This is a genomic window from Thermocrinis sp. (assembly GCF_036781485.1).
Classification (GTDB): Bacteria; Aquificota; Aquificia; order Aquificales; family Aquificaceae; genus Thermocrinis.
The window spans coordinates 26,282-40,448 of the sequence record NZ_DAIQAX010000005.1 but is presented as its reverse complement, the minus strand read 5'-3'; the positions used below and the strand labels follow the sequence as shown (position 1 = coordinate 40,448).

Annotated in this window: 18 protein-coding genes, 1 tRNA gene and 1 pseudogene; 15 read left to right on the top strand and 5 right to left on the bottom strand. The window is 42.7% G+C overall.

Annotated features, from left to right (window positions below; genetic code table 11):
• Positions 1-36: 36 nt before the first annotated feature.
• A complete protein-coding gene (locus tag V7P40_RS04100; RefSeq protein WP_333784705.1) occupies positions 37-453 on the top strand; it encodes a hypothetical protein in 417 nt (138 codons plus the stop codon).
• On the top strand, positions 450-1,538 hold the full coding sequence (lpxB, locus tag V7P40_RS04095) for a lipid-A-disaccharide synthase (RefSeq protein WP_333784704.1): 1,089 nt from the start codon (positions 450-452) through the stop codon (positions 1,536-1,538). The genes V7P40_RS04100 and lpxB overlap by 4 nt, the downstream gene beginning before the upstream one ends.
• Here lpxB and V7P40_RS04090 read toward each other — a convergent pair.
• Genes V7P40_RS04090 through hfq form a run of 5 tightly spaced genes read right to left on the bottom strand, consistent with a single transcriptional unit; the run spans position 1,513 to position 5,218 of the window.
• The gene (locus V7P40_RS04090) at positions 1,513-2,469 is read right to left on the bottom strand and encodes an RluA family pseudouridine synthase (protein ID WP_333784703.1); all 957 of its coding nucleotides are present in this window, start codon (positions 2,467-2,469) and stop codon (positions 1,513-1,515) included. The two genes, lpxB and V7P40_RS04090, sit on opposite strands and share 26 nt — an antisense overlap.
• Positions 2,438-2,623, bottom strand: coding sequence for a hypothetical protein (locus V7P40_RS04085; RefSeq protein ID WP_333784702.1), 186 nt, complete (start codon positions 2,621-2,623; stop codon positions 2,438-2,440). The genes V7P40_RS04090 and V7P40_RS04085 overlap by 32 nt, the downstream gene beginning before the upstream one ends.
• Positions 2,589-3,896, bottom strand: coding sequence for an adenylosuccinate synthase (locus V7P40_RS04080; RefSeq protein ID WP_333784701.1), 1,308 nt, complete (start codon positions 3,894-3,896; stop codon positions 2,589-2,591). Before V7P40_RS04080 ends, V7P40_RS04085 begins: the two co-directional genes overlap by 35 nt.
• Positions 3,893-5,005, bottom strand: coding sequence for a GTPase HflX (hflX, locus tag V7P40_RS04075; protein ID WP_333784700.1), 1,113 nt, complete (start codon positions 5,003-5,005; stop codon positions 3,893-3,895). The genes V7P40_RS04080 and hflX overlap by 4 nt, the downstream gene beginning before the upstream one ends.
• A complete protein-coding gene (gene hfq, locus V7P40_RS04070) occupies positions 5,006-5,218 on the bottom strand; it encodes an RNA chaperone Hfq (RefSeq protein ID WP_333784699.1) in 213 nt (70 codons plus the stop codon).
• Positions 5,219-5,257: 39 nt separating this feature from the next.
• Between hfq and V7P40_RS04065 the strand changes: the two genes are divergently transcribed.
• The 13 genes and pseudogenes from V7P40_RS04065 to V7P40_RS04005 all read left to right on the top strand — a co-directional run.
• Positions 5,258-5,341 (top strand) — tRNA-Leu (locus tag V7P40_RS04065).
• A 15-nt stretch (positions 5,342-5,356) separates the two neighbouring features.
• Complete coding sequence (locus V7P40_RS04060; protein WP_333784698.1) at positions 5,357-6,154, top strand: TIGR00282 family metallophosphoesterase; 798 nt, start codon at positions 5,357-5,359, stop codon at positions 6,152-6,154.
• A gap of 7 nt (positions 6,155-6,161) precedes the next feature.
• A complete protein-coding gene (gene fabG, locus V7P40_RS04055; RefSeq protein ID WP_333784697.1) occupies positions 6,162-6,899 on the top strand; it encodes a 3-oxoacyl-[acyl-carrier-protein] reductase in 738 nt (245 codons plus the stop codon).
• A 3-nt stretch (positions 6,900-6,902) separates the two neighbouring features.
• Positions 6,903-8,036, top strand: a complete 1,134-nt coding sequence (gene tgt, locus V7P40_RS04050; RefSeq protein ID WP_333784696.1) for a tRNA guanosine(34) transglycosylase Tgt — start codon at positions 6,903-6,905, stop codon at positions 8,034-8,036.
• Positions 7,984-9,795 (top strand): tetratricopeptide repeat protein, encoded by a 1,812-nt coding sequence (locus V7P40_RS04045; protein WP_333784695.1) that lies wholly within the window; start codon positions 7,984-7,986, stop codon positions 9,793-9,795. Before tgt ends, V7P40_RS04045 begins: the two co-directional genes overlap by 53 nt.
• Position 9,796: 1 nt before the next feature.
• Positions 9,797-10,165 carry a flagellar basal body rod protein FlgB gene (gene flgB, locus V7P40_RS04040; protein WP_333784694.1) on the top strand — a complete coding sequence of 123 codons (369 nt, stop codon included), beginning with the start codon at positions 9,797-9,799 and terminating at the stop codon, positions 10,163-10,165.
• Complete coding sequence (gene flgC, locus V7P40_RS04035; protein WP_333784693.1) at positions 10,165-10,578, top strand: flagellar basal body rod protein FlgC; 414 nt, start codon at positions 10,165-10,167, stop codon at positions 10,576-10,578. The genes flgB and flgC overlap by 1 nt, the downstream gene beginning before the upstream one ends.
• Positions 10,569-10,850 carry a flagellar hook-basal body complex protein FliE gene (fliE, locus tag V7P40_RS04030; RefSeq protein ID WP_333784692.1) on the top strand — a complete coding sequence of 94 codons (282 nt, stop codon included), beginning with the start codon at positions 10,569-10,571 and terminating at the stop codon, positions 10,848-10,850. The genes flgC and fliE overlap by 10 nt, the downstream gene beginning before the upstream one ends.
• 3 nt (positions 10,851-10,853) lie before the next feature.
• Complete coding sequence (gene fliF, locus V7P40_RS04025; RefSeq protein ID WP_333784691.1) at positions 10,854-12,143, top strand: flagellar basal-body MS-ring/collar protein FliF; 1,290 nt, start codon at positions 10,854-10,856, stop codon at positions 12,141-12,143.
• A gap of 56 nt (positions 12,144-12,199) precedes the next feature.
• Positions 12,200-12,343, top strand: a complete 144-nt coding sequence (locus tag V7P40_RS04020; protein ID WP_333784690.1) for a hypothetical protein — start codon at positions 12,200-12,202, stop codon at positions 12,341-12,343.
• 2 nt (positions 12,344-12,345) lie between these two features.
• Complete coding sequence (locus V7P40_RS04015; RefSeq protein WP_333784689.1) at positions 12,346-13,230, top strand: FliM/FliN family flagellar motor switch protein; 885 nt, start codon at positions 12,346-12,348, stop codon at positions 13,228-13,230.
• Between the two features lie 78 nt (positions 13,231-13,308).
• On the top strand, positions 13,309-13,941 hold the full coding sequence (locus V7P40_RS04010; RefSeq protein ID WP_333784688.1) for a helix-hairpin-helix domain-containing protein: 633 nt from the start codon (positions 13,309-13,311) through the stop codon (positions 13,939-13,941).
• 31 nt (positions 13,942-13,972) lie between these two features.
• A pseudogene (locus V7P40_RS04005) lies at positions 13,973-14,167 on the top strand (DNA polymerase III); the annotation flags it as partial.

Sequence of the window (14,167 nt, the reverse complement as noted above, 5' to 3'; positions counted from 1 at the left end):
CTCCTCTGGAGCCCATTTCCTTTAAAATATAAGCTAATGCCCATAGATGAGGCTTATAAAAACTTAGCAATAAGTAAGCTGGAAGAGTTTGGAGAATTAGCCCAACAGAAAATAAAAAATTCTGTTTCTGAGCTGGATCCAGAGGACTTAGAGTTTGGTCTGAGCCTTAGCTTGCAGGATCAAGAGCTTTTTAAGTTATGGCAGGATTGTATAGAAAACAACAACTACATGGAAGTTAGCTTTGTGGAGGTGATGGAGCATCACGACGGTGCGTATCTGAAGGCTACTTTCAAAAACTCAAAGGGTCCATATACCGCAGAGAGGTATGTTAGCGTAAGAAGCTCTGGGAGGGTGGAAATAGCCCATGCCTTTCTCTTAGAAACAAAAGGGATAGTTGTTAGAATGGAGAAAGAACCAGACGGTAGTTTTAAAGTGTTTGTAAGGTATAAATGAAAGCTTTTGTGTCGGTAGTGGAGAGGTCTGCCAGCAACTACATACATGCTATAATGAAAGACTTTAACTCCGTAGAATTCTGGGGAATAACGGATGAGAGCTTGGAAAGAATAGGTTTTAAAAGCGTGGGAAAGCTTGAAGACCTGTCGGTGGTTGGTCTTTGGGAAGCCATACCCAAGATCCCCACGGTAATCAAACTTCTCAGGCGCATAGAAAGCTTGGTAGAGAAGATGGACGCGGTGATCCTGTGTGATGCTCCCGCCTTTAACTTAATGTTGTTAAAAAGGATAAGGAAAAAGGCAAAAAAGGTAATCTACTTTATCTCTCCTCAGGTTTGGGCTTGGAAAGAGAAAAGGGCGGAAGTTATATCCAAGCTTGCGGACCATCTTATAGTCATTCTTCCCTTTGAGGTGGATTTTTACAAAAAATACAACAAGGAAGCCATTTTCGTTGGACATCCGCTGGTAGATTTGGCTAAACCTACCTTGCCAGAGGAAAAGGTTAAAAGCCTGCTGGACTGGGACCAATACATCGTCATACTTCCCGGAAGCCGATGGAGCGAGATAAAAAATCATGCGAAGTATCTCAAAGAAGCATACCAAGCAATATACAAAGAAACCAAGCTTCCAGCAGTTATTCCTACTTTTGAAAGCTTTAAAAGAAAACTTGAAGAAGTATTTGAAGACCTTCCCGTCAGGGTATTTACCGCCTTGGACATAGAACAGCCTAACTATAACCTGTCAGCTTACGCCAAGTTTGGGCTCGTGGCAAGTGGGACTGCGGAGCTGGAGCTTAGCCTTTTGGGTGTGCCTCACGTGGTATTTTACAGGGTAAATCCCATAACGTACTGCATAGCAAAAAGGCTCGTAAAGGTAAAAAACGTAGCCCTCACCAATCTGGTATTGGGGGAAAACGTCATTCCAGAGGTGGTGCAAAGACCTTGGCAAGACCTTGTGGAAGCCTCTTTGAAGATAGACTTTGAGGCACAGAAAAGAGCTTTTCCAAAGCTTAAAAAGGAGCTTGGCGGTGAGGGAAGTATAGAAAGACTGAGGGCTAAGTTTAGAGAGCTTCTCTTAGGTAGTTAAGCACGCTTGTAAAGGGTTCTACATTTTGCACTTCAAACTCAAGCCAACTGCCTTTTTTAGGATGAAAAAAACCGAGCTTGGAGCTCAGAAGCATATGACAGTCTTTTAGCATTTCAAGAAGCTTTTTAGGAAAAGCTTGAGCTTTAAAACCGTAAGTTTTGTCTCCAAGTATGGGATGTCCCAAACTGCTTGCATGAACTCTTATTTGATGGGTTCTCCCAGTGTGGATTTTTACCTCCAATAGCGTAGCATTGTGCTTTGGAAATCTCTCTTTGACGAAAAATTCGCTTTTGGCATACTTGCCCCCATCTTCCAATACGGTAAATCTCTTTCTGTCTATAGGATGCCTTCCCACGTTTGTTTCCACCAGTTTATAGTCCCAGCTTACCACACCTTGCACTATAGCCCTGTAAAGCTTTAACACCTTTCTTTCCTTGAACTGCTCAGACAAGCTTTTATGTACATCATCCCCTTTGGCTACCACCATAAGCCCCATGGTGTCTTTGTCCAGCCTATGGACTATACCCGGCCTTTCTACGCCACCAATGGAGGAAAGGTCCTTTACATGATACAAAAGAGCATTTACTAAGGTGCCAGATGTGTGACCAGGTGAAGGATGAACTACCATACCGCAAGGCTTTATAAGCACCAGTAAGCTTTCGTCTTCGTAAAGGATCTCTAAGGGTATGTCTTCTGGAGCAATCTCTAACCTTTCAGGTTCTGGCACAAGCAGGACAACTTTTTCGCCACCTTTTAGTTTTTTTGAAGGCTTGCTTACGGGCTCATCATCTACAAGAACGTATCCTTCCTCTATAAGCTTCTGTATGTAAGTCCTTGAGAATTCTGTATAAACCTTTGTTAAGAACTTATCCAGTCTATCTTGCTGTTGAACCTGAAATTCAAGTATTTCCTGTATTTTCCTCTTTTCCAACTTTTACTTTTATCTCTACCTCCCTTGGTGTCTCGTTAAGTTTTAGGCTTTTGACAAAACCAAGCAAAATGTTGTAGATTGCCCTTTGAGGAAAGTCCTTGAGCTTTACCTCCTTACCGTTAACAAATATCTGAACTTGCCACCTTTCTTCCATGAATTATTTCCGAAAGCCAGATGTACTTGTCCCTTTCTGGGCTTGTGGAAAGCATGACAATAGGCGCACCTAGGAACCTCTCTATGAATTGTATATAGTTCATTGCCTTTTCTGGTATGTCTTTGTAGTTTGTTATACCGTAGGTGCTTTCCTTCCAGCCTTCAAAGCACTCGTATACGGGCTGAGCTTTTTCTAAAAGAGAAAGACTGGCTGGAAAGTTTTTAAAAACCTTATCCTCCACTCTATAAGCGGTGCATACTTTTATCTCGCCAAAGCCATCCAGCACGTCTAACTTGGTGAGAACTATACCGTCCAGACCGTTTAAATCCACCGCGTGCTTTAGTGCTACCAAATCTAACCATCCGCACCTTCTGGGCCTTCCCGTAGTTGCCCCGTACTCTTTTCCTTTTTCCCTCAGAAGCTGTCCCACTTCATCCTTTAACTCCGTTGGAAAAGGACCTTCTCCTACCCTCGTGGCGTAAGCCTTTGAAACTCCAATGAATTTGGCGTTGGAGAAAAACTTTGGTGGAAGCCCTGTACCTGCCGAAAGTCCAAGGGCAGAAGAGTTGGAAGAGGTCACGTAAGGGTACGTGCCAATATCCACATCCAAAAGGGTCCCCTGAGCCCCTTCAAAGAGAATGCTTTTTTTCGTGTTCAAAAGATAGCTTGAGGTGTCTGTGATGCAGTGCTTTATCTCTTCAAAGCTCTCCAAAGCCCTATCCACCACCTCATCCACCTTCATCTGAAAATCTTCGCAATAAACCTTTTTGCACAGCTCTTCCACAAATTCTAAATTGTCCTTTATTATGCTGTAAAACCTATCTTTGTCCCAAAGGTCGCAGACCCTTGCACCTTTCCTTGCGTACTTTAGCATGTATGCGGGACCTATCCCTCTCAAAGTGGTGCCTATTTTGCCCCTTTTCTCCAAAAGAGCATCCAAGGTTTTATGATAAGGAAGAACCAAGTGGGCTCTGTCGCTTATCAAAAGTCTATCTCTTACGCTTATACCTTTACTCTCTATCTGCTTTATCTCTTCTACTAAAAGCTCTAAATCTACCACCATCCCCTGAGCTATAACTCCGACAGTGTGGGTGTGGAGTATGCCCGTAGGCAAAAGGTGAAGGATGAACTTTTGACCATTTACCATGACAGTATGGCCTGCGTTGCTACCGCCTTGATAGCGCACCACTACCTCGTATTCTGCAGATAAAAGGTCCACTATTTTACCCTTTCCTTCATCACCCCACTGAGCACCTAAGATTACCAAGTTCATGTGCCCGCCTCCACTAACTCTTCAACCTTTTCCCTTACTGCCTCCAGCAACTCTTTTATCCCCCACCCGTATTTACTGGAAACTACAACAGATCTGCCTTTCAAAAAGGCCGGTTCTGTCAGAAGTTTTATATCTTCCTCTTTCTCCACAACTTTGTCCGCTTTGTTAAACACGTATATGGTAGGTTTTTCATCTGCTTCAAGTTCTTTGAGTATTTCCTGAACTACCTTCACCTTATCCAGCCACTTAGGGTCTGATATATCTATCACATGAAGAAGGATGTCTGCCTCTTGAACTTCCTCCAAAGTAGCTTTGAAGGACTCTATCAGCTCGGGAGGAAGTTTTCTTATAAACCCTACGGTGTCTGTGATAAGAACCTTTATGTCTGGAAACAGAAACTTGGCTGAAGTCTTTGTGTCCAGCGTGGCAAAGAGCATGTCCTCTACAAAGGTCTCCCTGCCTGTAAGTGCCTGCATTAGACTGGATTTTCCTACGTTTGTGTATCCAACGAGCGCAACCTTAACCACCTTTATGTCTCCGTATTCTCTTTCTCTTTTCTTCCTCTGCTGTCTTCTCTGCCTTTTCACCTCTTCAAGCTCTCTCTTTATCTGCTCTATTCTCTTCTTTATGGCCCGCCTTTTTATCTCCAGCTCTTGCTCACCTGGACCCCTTGTCCCAACACCACCACCCAGACGGGAAAGCTCCTTACCCTTACCGTAGAGCCTTGGCAGTTGATGGGTAAGCTTAGCCAGCTCCACCTGAAGTTTGGCTGTCTTACTTCTTACCCTTCTTGAGAATATCTCAAGGACCAAATCTGCCCTGTCCAAAACCCTGACTCCTAAAAGGTCTTCCAAGTTGGAAACCTGGGAGGGACTCAAGAAAGCATCAAAGACTATGCAGTCCGCACCAGTGCCTTGAATCACCTCCTTTAGCTCTTGAGCCTTTCCAGCTCCTATGTAGTATCTTGGGTCTGGTGATTGTCTTTTTTGATAGACATAACCTAAGCTTTTACCACCTACTGCTCTGACCAGCTCCTTTATCTCTTCTAAGGATTCCCTAAACTCCCACTTTGTCTCTGAGGAGAGAAGGCTAACTAAGATTGCTTTCATTCATCCACCAAGCACTATGGTGCTTATGGCATGCTTGTATATAAGGTTTGGCTCTCCTTCCACTTCCAAAAGCACGGTGTATTTATCGTGGTTTATGATCTTTCCGGTTATTCTGTTTCCCCTTGTTAAAAATATGGTGACTGTGGCATTTTTCCTTTTAAGCTCTTCGATAAACTCATCCTGCACTTTTCCGTTTCTTTCCGTAGGATACATTTTTACCTCCTCAAATTATAAAATATAATACAACACTTAGCGGGTGTGGCGGAATTGGCAGACGCGCGGGACTCAGGATCCCGTGGGCATTGGCCCGTGAGGGTTCGACTCCCTCCACCCGCATTATAATTATTGGTCATGAAATTCTTAATAGTTGGTGATATTTTGGGCAAACCAGGAAGGAGAGCACTAAAGTATTACACCGTATCCCATCCGAATAGTTTTGATGTTCTGCTTGTGAACGTGGAAAACTCCGCAGGTGGCTTTGGCATAGACAGGAAGGTTTATGAGGAGCTAAAGTCTATGGGAGTGGATGTGATGACCTCGGGCAACCACATATGGGATAAAAAGGAGGTGTTGGAATTTATAAATTCGGACGATCTTCTAAGACCTGCCAACTATCCCCTTAGTGTGCCTGGCAAAGGCTATGGGCTTTACGAAAAGCGCGGGGTAAAGTTTGCGGTCATAAACCTGATGGGTAGGGTATTCCTGGACCCCCACTTGGAAAATCCTTTCCACACCTTTGACCGGATATACGAAGAGGTAAGCAGGCAAACCCCAATTATACTGGTAGACTTTCACGCAGAAGCAACCTCAGAAAAATATGCCTTTGGTATGTATGCAGACGGGAGAGCAAGCGTGGTTTTTGGCACACATACTCACGTTCCCACCGCAGACCAGATAATCCTAAGGAAAGGCACGGGCTTTGTCAGCGATGTGGGCATGTCTGGATGTTGGTATTCAGTCATAGGGATGAAGCCTGAGCAAATTATCAACAAGTTTCTAACAGGTATGCCCCAGAGGTACGAAGTGGAAGAGAAAGAGGACGTGGTTTTTAACGCCATTCTTGCGGATATTGACGAAAACTCTGGAAAGTGCCTGAGCATACAAAGAATTCAAAAATACATCTCAAGAGATGAATTAAAAGAACTATAATATTCTCATGCTTTGCATAGACCTTTCTGAGAAAAAGGCTCTAATTACGGGTTCTACAAGGGGTATAGGAAAAGCTATCGCCGAATTTTTGGCAAAAGCTGGGGCACAGGTTGTGATAACTGGCAGGGATGAGAAAAGAGCTCAAGAGGTTGCAAAGTCTATATCTTCCAATGCAATAGGAATAGGCATGGACCTTTCTGACCCCCAGTCCGTACGCACTGGCTACGAGGCAGTAGAAAGGGAGATTGGTCCGGTGGATATACTCGTAAACAACGCTGGAATCACAAAGGACAAGCTATTTTTGAGAATGACGCTGGAGGATTGGGAAGAAGTTCTAAGAGTAAATTTAACTGGGACCTATCTTATAACTTCTTTGGCTGTAAAGGGTATGTTAAAAAAGCGCTGGGGAAGGATAATAAACATATCTTCTGTTGTAGGTTTTACTGGAAACGTGGGACAGGCCAACTACTCAGCTACCAAATCTGCTTTGATAGGCTTTACCAAAAGCTTGGCAAAGGAGCTGGCGAGCAGGAACATAACCGTAAACACAATCGCCCCAGGTTTTATAGAAACAGATATGACATCATCTCTTTCTGAAGAGATAAGAAAAGAATACCTGAAGAATATACCCCTTCAGAGGTTTGGCACTCCAGAGGACGTGGCAGGTATGGTTGTCTTCCTTTGCTCATCTATGGCTGATTACATAACTGGAGAAATAATCCACATAAACGGTGGTATGTTCTGAAGAATGTTTAGGTTTGATGTTATAAAAAGCGACGGGATGGCAAGGAAGGGGAGACTCTACACTCCAAGGGGCATAATAGAAACGCCTGTATTTATGCCAGTGGGCACGCAGGGAACAGTCAAAGCTATGATCCACAAGCTTTTGGAAGAGATAGGCACCCAGATAATCTTAGGAAATACCTACCACCTTTACCTAAGGCCTGGGGTAGAAGTAATCCAGCAGGCGGGTGGGCTTCACTCCTTCATAGGTTGGAAAAAGCCCATACTCACAGACAGCGGAGGCTTTCAGGTCTTTTCCCTCTCAAGGGATAGAGTAAAGGATGGCAAGTCTAAGGTAAAGATAACCCAAGAGGGGGTTTATTTTAGAGACCATCTGGCAGGAGATTATCACTTCTTTACACCAGAAAGGGTGGTGCAGATACAAGAAATATTTGGTTCAGACATTATAATGCCCCTTGACGAATGCGTCGAGTATCCAACTACCTATGCCTACGCAAAGGAAGCTTTGGACCGGACCATAGAGTGGTTAGATAGGTCTATAATAACAAAGAGAAGGGAAGACCAAGTGCTCTTTGGCATAGTGCAAGGGGCTTTTTTTGAAGACCTAAGAAAGGAGTCTGCTTTAAGGACAGTGGAGAGGGACCTTTTTGGATATGCCATCGGTGGGCTTTCGGTGGGAGAGCCAAGGGAGGTTATGATAGAAATGGCTCAGTTGGTTTGTGAATACCTACCCTGGGAAAAACCAAGATACCTTATGGGAGTGGGTATGCCAGAGGATATTCTTATGGCGATAGGTGTTGGGATAGATATGTTTGATTGCGTAGCACCCACCAGAATGGCCCGCACGGGCACACTCTTTACCTCACAAGGTAAAATAAACATAAGAAGCGAAAAGTATAAAAAAGACTTTTCTCCACCAGATCCAGAGTGTGACTGTTATACTTGCAAGAACTTCTCCAGAGCCTATCTTAGACACCTATTTAACGCCGATGAGATTTCAGCATACATACTTAACACGATTCACAATCTGTATTTTTACCACAGACTAACAGAAGGAGCAAAAAAGGCCATAGAGGAGGGAAGGTTTGAGAAATACAAGAGGCAGTGGCTGGAAAGATTATCGGTGGCTGTGGGCTAAGCTTTTAACCTTGTGTCTAACCTTAATACTATCCTTTTCACAAGAAAGGGTGTCAGAAAACTTTTTTCTGGCTCAAAAGAAGTTCTACAGCGCTAACATATATTTAGAAAACAAAAACTACGAAGAAGCCATAAGGGATTTTACAAGTTCGTTTAATCTTGACAGAAGGGGCTACTACGGAGAGTTATCTTATCTATACTTAGGTTATTCTTACGCTTTACTTTCCCATTCAAAGGGGGACAAAAGAGGTTTGTTTTCGTCCATAGCTTTTTTGAACATGTATACCTTCTACTTTAAAAAGCCCAACTACGCAGATTTACAGGCAGAGTTTTTGGCAGAGGTGCACCTTCTATTAGAGGATTATTCAAAGGCAAAGGAAATCTACATGAGTTTATACAAAAGGACAAACCAAAAAAAGTATTTGGCAAAATTTCTATACGCCGAGGCTTTGGAGGGAGGTACTGATAACTTTAAACTCATAGACAACATTCAACCTGAGGTTGATGGTATAGATGGATACTTTATTTCTGTAATCAAAGGATACTACCTATACAACATGGGTAATTTCAAAGAAGCTATAGCAGAGCTAATACAAGCAAGAGCTCGGAATAGATACTTGGAGAATGACCCACACTTTCTTTACAGATTGGCTTTGTCCTATTACATGATGGGGGATTGGAGAAACAGCCTTTTCTACTTTGAAGTCCTGCAGAGAAAGGACATAAGTTACAGGTACAAGGAGAAAACTAATTACTTCCTGCTACTGATAAATCTCAAAAACAAGAACTACGCAGAGGCCATGGAAAAGCTTGAAAGTCTTATGGAGGAAGATCCTTTTGGCAATCTTACTCTACGGCTTGCTCTTTCCCAACTTTGGCTATACGAGGACTTTTTGGAAAAGTATAAATTAGAGTGGTATAAGCCCCTTCTCCTTAAATTAGCTTGGATTGATTACAACAAATACTATAGCTTACCCTCAGTCTTAGGTGTTTATTACTACTCCCTGAAGGATAAAAAAATAGCTGAGAAGGACCTAATAAGCAGAGTTAGAGTCAAAAGAGAAGGCTACATAACCGTGGAAGACATAAAGGTAGATCTGACGCCCCTTTACTTTGCATTAGATGAAGCCTATAAGAAGCTAAATCCCTACGAAAAACAAGATTTTGAGTTTATTGAATCTTTATACGTTGCAAACAAGGACAATTTTCTCCTTTTGTTCAATCCGGAGAGCTTGCTAAGGGGTGCGGTCTTCAACGGTAAAAAGGAATACGCCCAGCTTTTGGATAGGATCCAAGAGCCAACAAAGAGCTTTTTAAGATCGCAGTTTCTTATCTTGGAGGACAAGGATAAGGAAGGATTGGAGCTTTTAGCAAAAGTAAAGGATAGCCTGCCCGAAGAGGATAGGATTGAAGCCCTTTTAATCTTAGGTCTCCTTTCTGAAAATAAAAAGGCTTTGGAGGAGGTTATACAGTATGATAAGCTGGAAAAGTCTGTTAGATTCAAAGGATACAAACCTTTAGCCCTTATTGAACTGGGAGATTACTATTATTCTACCCGCAATTTTCCAAAGGCAAAAGAGCTTTATAAAAGCTATCTGGAATTGGAAGAGGAAAACAACCTATACTGGCTTACGGCACTAAGGTTGGCAAGGATAAGCAGTTTAACCAAGGATCAAGAAACCTTAGAATGGGTTGTCAAAAAGGCGGAAAGGACAGATAATATAATAGGTAAGGTCCTAATCGCCATTTGGGGGGAATGAGATGGATATTTTTGGGGGCATAGACAAGGTTTTGCCCCATTTGAATTACACGTGGAAAAGACACAAGGTCATACTTAGCAACATAGCCAATGCGGATACGCCAAGATACAAGGTAAAGGATATAATAATGGAAAAAGAGAGGGGAAGAAAGTTGAAAACCACAAGAGAAAAGCACCTATTCACCAAAGGTGAAGAGATATACAGGGTAATTGAATTGCAAAGAAGGCTCGTGGGAAACGACCTTAACAACGTTAGCTTGGAAGAGGAGATGGCAAAGCTTAGCCAGAACAGAATAGCTTACGAGACCTACATGAGGATGGTAAGGGGCAGTATTGACAAGCTGAACAACGTAATAAAGGAGGGTAGGTAATGAACGATCTATTTAGAGCCTTTAATATTTCAGCCAGTGGGATGTATGCCCAGAGGGTAAGGATGAATGTAGTGGCTTCAAACCTGGCAAATTACGAATCTTATAGAGCTAACGGAGAGCCCTATAGAAAGTTGGAAGTGGTCTTTGAGGCTGTGGAAGATCCGCAGTCCCTTGCTAAGGGTGAAATACCTGTGAATGTTGCTCAGATAAGGTTTTCGGATGAGCCTTTTAGGTTGATCTATGATCCAAACAATCCAAGGGCTAACGCGGAAGGCTATGTTCAAAAGCCAAACGTGGATCTGGTAAAGGAGATGGCAGATATGATAACCGCTGTAAGAAGTTATGAAGCTAATTTGAACGCGTTTGCAACAACAAGAGAAATGGCACAGAGGACATTAGAGCTATGGAGATAGGCGGTGTAAATCCACTTTTTAACCTTCAGGCTGAGAAGTTAAAAAGTAAAAACTCAAGTTTTACTGAAGAGTTTGCAAAGTTTTTGCACTGGGTAAATCAAGAGCAGGAAAAGGCAGAGGCAATAAAAGATGCGGTCCTTAAAGGTGCAGACATTCCGCTACATCAGATGATAGTTGAATTTGAAAAGGCGAGCGTAGCTCTTAACCTTCTTATTCAAATCAGAAACAAGCTGGTGGAAGCCTTTCAGGAAATCAACAGGATACAGGTATAAGTTATGGCTTGGCAGGATAGATTAAACGAGATAAAAGAGAAGTTCCTATCACTTAGTCCTGCCCAGAAGGCTATTCTTATAGCTGTTCCTGTCTTTGTCCTTTTACTTCTGTCGGTCCTATTCTTTTATGGGTCAAAGCCTAACTACGCTGTTTTATACGGAGGATTAGCTCAAGAGGACTTAAATGCAATAATTTCTGAATTAGATAAGGAAAACATCCCATACAAGATAAGTCAAGATGGGTCCACCATCTTTGTGCCCGAAGATAAAGCAAGGGACATAAGATTGAAGCTTGCGGCAAAGGGGATTCCAAATAAAGGTGTGGTGGGCTACGAAGTCTTTGACAAAGATCGTTTTGGGGTTTCGGACTTTCAAAATCAAGTTAACTTCAAAAGGGCGGTGGAAGGGGAACTTGCAAAGACTATAATGAGGATTGATGGGGTGGAGTATGCTAAGGTGAACATCGGCATGCCGGAAAAGTCCATCTTCCTCAGGGAAGAGGATGAACCAAGCGCAAGCGTGCTTGTCAGATTAAAGCCAGGTTATGAACTAAACCCAGATCAAGTAAAGGCTATAAGGAACCTGGTGGCGCTGAGCGTGCCTAGGTTGAAGCCTAAAAATGTGGTTGTTGTGGATGATAAGGGAAGGGACCTTACAGCCCAAATAGAAGAGGATGAGTTAATAAAGGATAAAGAGCTAAAATTAAAGGCTGAGTTTGAAAAGAACCTTGAGAAAAAGATACAAAAAACCTTAGAAGAAGCCTTAGGTTTAGGAGCGGTCAAAGTTAGAGTATCTGCAGACATTGACTTTACCAAGAAAGAGCAGAGGGAAGAAATTTACGATCCAGAGATGACAGCCATAGTAAGCCAGCAGAAGAAAAAAGAGAGAGTTTTTGGGGGAGCCGTAGGTGGTGTGCCGGGGGCAGGGGCAAACATACCACCAGGTACTGGGGCTGTTCAGAACGTTATCTCTGAAAAAAGTGAAACTATCACAAATTACGAAGTGAGTAAAAGGGAAATATATACCCAGGAACCTATAATAAAAGTAAGGAGGCTTAACGTGGGTGTGCTTGTGGATAGCAATCTTAAAAATCTGGATTTAGAAAAAATAAGACAACTAGTGCAGGCTTCGGCGGGTATAGACCCCAACAGAGGCGACGTGCTAAGTGTGGTATCCGTCCCATTCAAAAAGCCCGAGGTAGAAAAACCACCCACAGATTACACAGAATACCTAAAATGGATAGTTTTACTCATTTTTGGTCTAGCATCCTTCGCTATAGTTCTGATAGTTTAAAAAAGCTGTCCAAAAAACCTACCCCTACGATCCCAACACCACCGACTACTGTGCCTGTGAGTGAGGAAGTGGCCGGAGTGGAAGAGCTGAGGATAAAAGCTAAAGAAGTAGCAAGTATAGAGGCCATATCTAAGTTAGCAAAGGAAGAGCCTCAAAAGGTAGCCAAGATAATTAGTTCTTGGCTAAAAGCTAAAACTTGATCATGGATGAACACACCCTATCCCAGGAAGAGATAAATCTATTACTCCAAACTCTTGGAAAAGAGGAAGAAAAACGAGAAGTTCCACTGGAAAAAGGGGTAAAGCCTCTAGACATCAACGCTTTGGAGCACATATACGCAGGTAGGATAGCCAGCTTAGAGCTCATTTTTGAAAGGTGGATTACAAATCTGAAAAGAGAGCTAATATCCGTAATGGTAAGTGTGCCTACGATATTAAAGGAAGGCGTAAGTTCGTTGAAATTCAGCGAGCTTATTTCCAAACTCCCCTTCCCCTCCGCAGTGGGATATTTCAACCTTGTTTTTGGAGGATCCGCAAGACCTTACAAAATAGAGGGTAAAGACTTCACAAAGGTGGAAATGAGGATTGTGGAGAAACTGCTAAAGGTCTTGTACAATGAACTGCAAGAGGCTTGGCGCACCCTCATGGACGTAAATCTCGTGCCTGTGGGTATAGAAACCAATCCAGCCATACTTATGGTAGCAAGGTCGAGGGATAGGTACATAGTTTTAAAGCTTACCGTAAGCCTAGAAGGAGGGGATGGATTTATAATACTCGCCATTCCGGAGGAAGGAATTGAACCATACAAAGAAAAACTAAAAGGTTTGTTGGAAAGGAGGCCAGATGACTATGAAAAACTTATAAAGGCGTTAACTAAGGTGCCTATTCACCTAAGTGTGAAGCTAGGAAAAGCTAAGCTTTCCCTAAAAGAACTATACGATCTCAAGGTTGGCGATACTATAATCTTGGAAAACTCTACACGGGAACCTGTAGAGGTTTACTTGGAAGGTGTAAAAAAGTTCTTGGGTGTTTTAGGTCATTCAAAAGATAAAAAGGCTTTCAAAGTAATCGGAGATGTCAAAGAATAAGGAGATTGCCAACATTTGAGTTAAGCGTGGATGTGGAAGATCTAATCAGGACTGGCAAGATTTATCAAATTACTGGATGTGCCCGGGATAGGACCAAAAACGCTTAGGTTGGCTTATGAAAAGTTAAAGATAAGGACCAAAGAAGACTTTCTGAGAGCCGTCAGAAGTGGCATGCTTGCTACACTGCCTGGCATAAGAGAAAAAAAACTACAGCAGATAGTTAGAGGTTTGGAGCTCTACGAAAAAAGTAAGGAAAGAATGTCTTTGATAGAAGCTTATCAGTTGGGTGAGCTCCTTTTAAACCACATGAAGACCTTATCCAACCTATACCAGAATATAGAGTTAGCCGGGAGTTTAAGAAGGAGAAAGGAAACCGTTGGAGACATAGACCTGCTGGTTTCTGCAAAGAGGGAGTCTTGGAAGGCTTTGCATGAACACTTTACAAAGTTTGAAGAGGTCCAAGAGGTTCTGCTACAGAGAGAAACAAAGTCAAGCGTAATTCTAAGGAGAGGTTTGAAGCTGAGCGAATACGGAGTTTTCAGAGCGGATACGGAGGAATGGATAGGGGGTAGAACGGAAGAAGATCCACCCGAGCTAAGGGAAAATATTGGGGAGGTGGAACTCGCAATGGAGAGGAAGTTGCCAAGGCTCGTAGAATGGGAAGATATAAAGGGAGAGTTTCACATACACACCAAACACTTACTACAATAAAAAAGGTTTTTACATACTAAAGGGTTGTGAAGTGGACATTTTGCCCGATGGCAGTTTAGACCTGCCAGATGAATTTCTTAGAGAATTTGATTTTGTGGTAGCCTCTGTACATACCCGTTTTGGACAGGACAATACTTACAGAGTTTTAAAAGCCATTGAAAATCCCTATAAGGGCACTGCCTTGGAGTTAAACACCTTTAGGGCTGATTTGTCTCCAGAGATGGTA

What these genes read in the sequence shown, in the direction of transcription:
- fabG (WP_333784697.1), top strand. Translation starts at nt 6,162, where the DNA reads ATGCTTTGCATAGACCTTTCTGAGAAAAAGGCTCTAATTACGGGTTCT.
- flgB (WP_333784694.1), top strand. Translation starts at nt 9,797, where the DNA reads ATGGATATTTTTGGGGGCATAGACAAGGTTTTGCCCCATTTGAATTAC.
- V7P40_RS04080 (WP_333784701.1), bottom strand. Translation starts at nt 3,896, where the DNA reads ATGAACTTGGTAATCTTAGGTGCTCAGTGGGGTGATGAAGGAAAGGGT.
- V7P40_RS04085 (WP_333784702.1), bottom strand. Translation starts at nt 2,623, where the DNA reads ATGGAAGAAAGGTGGCAAGTTCAGATATTTGTTAACGGTAAGGAGGTA.
- V7P40_RS04100 (WP_333784705.1), top strand. Translation starts at nt 37, where the DNA reads ATGCCCATAGATGAGGCTTATAAAAACTTAGCAATAAGTAAGCTGGAA.
- V7P40_RS04015 (WP_333784689.1), top strand. Translation starts at nt 12,346, where the DNA reads ATGGATGAACACACCCTATCCCAGGAAGAGATAAATCTATTACTCCAA.
- fliF (WP_333784691.1), top strand. Translation starts at nt 10,854, where the DNA reads ATGGCTTGGCAGGATAGATTAAACGAGATAAAAGAGAAGTTCCTATCA.
- fliE (WP_333784692.1), top strand. Translation starts at nt 10,569, where the DNA reads ATGGAGATAGGCGGTGTAAATCCACTTTTTAACCTTCAGGCTGAGAAG.
- V7P40_RS04060 (WP_333784698.1), top strand. Translation starts at nt 5,357, where the DNA reads ATGAAATTCTTAATAGTTGGTGATATTTTGGGCAAACCAGGAAGGAGA.
- flgC (WP_333784693.1), top strand. Translation starts at nt 10,165, where the DNA reads ATGAACGATCTATTTAGAGCCTTTAATATTTCAGCCAGTGGGATGTAT.
- tgt (WP_333784696.1), top strand. Translation starts at nt 6,903, where the DNA reads ATGTTTAGGTTTGATGTTATAAAAAGCGACGGGATGGCAAGGAAGGGG.
- lpxB (WP_333784704.1), top strand. Translation starts at nt 450, where the DNA reads ATGAAAGCTTTTGTGTCGGTAGTGGAGAGGTCTGCCAGCAACTACATA.
- hfq (WP_333784699.1), bottom strand. Translation starts at nt 5,218, where the DNA reads ATGTATCCTACGGAAAGAAACGGAAAAGTGCAGGATGAGTTTATCGAA.
- hflX (WP_333784700.1), bottom strand. Translation starts at nt 5,005, where the DNA reads ATGAAAGCAATCTTAGTTAGCCTTCTCTCCTCAGAGACAAAGTGGGAG.